Annotated in this window: 1 pseudogene; it reads right to left on the bottom strand. The window is 57.1% G+C overall.

Going from position 1 to position 618, the window contains the following annotated elements:
• Positions 1-618, bottom strand: a pseudogene (locus tag ACRBCU_RS03620) (IS3 family transposase); the annotation flags it as partial.

Here is a 618-nt window from a genome sequence, read left to right as displayed (position 1 = left end):
CCCGCTTCAAGAGCTGAAAGAAACTCTCGGCCACTGCATTGTCATGGCAGTTGCCCCTACGGCTCATCGAGTGTTCCAGATTGTGTTCGAGCAAGAACGCCGCCCAATCACGGCTGGTGAATTGCGCGCCTTGATCTGAGTGGATGAGCAGGCCGGGCCTTGGCTTTCGCCGCCAGATTGCCATCAGCAATGCCTGCACTGCCAGTTCTGATGTTTGGCGTGGCTGGACTGCCCAACCTACAACACGCCGCGAGAACAGATCAATGGCCACGCAGAGTTACGCGAAGCCCTCATGCGTCCGCAGATAGGTGATATCCGTCACCCAAGCATGATCCGGCGCGTCGACGGCGAACTGCCGATCCGGCGTGTTGTCCACAACGATAGAGGGCTTTCCTCCATAAACTCCGGGCTTCTTCTTGTAGCCGATCTGCGCCTGAATACCTGCAAGGCGGGCCAAACGGGTAACGCGGTTCTCTGAGACGGCCTCTCCCATGTCGATCAGGTCATCGTTGGTTTTGCGGTAGCCATATACCTTGCTGCTATCTTTCCACGCCTTCTTCACCAGCCCTGTCTGGCGCTGATCTTCCAACGTACGCTGGCTTAACGGTTCCTTAACCC

The organism is Planktotalea sp. (assembly GCF_050633725.1).
Classification (GTDB): domain Bacteria; phylum Pseudomonadota; class Alphaproteobacteria; order Rhodobacterales; family Rhodobacteraceae; genus Planktotalea.
Note: the sequence above shows the minus strand (reverse complement) of the source record. Positions and strands in the feature narration are given on the sequence as shown.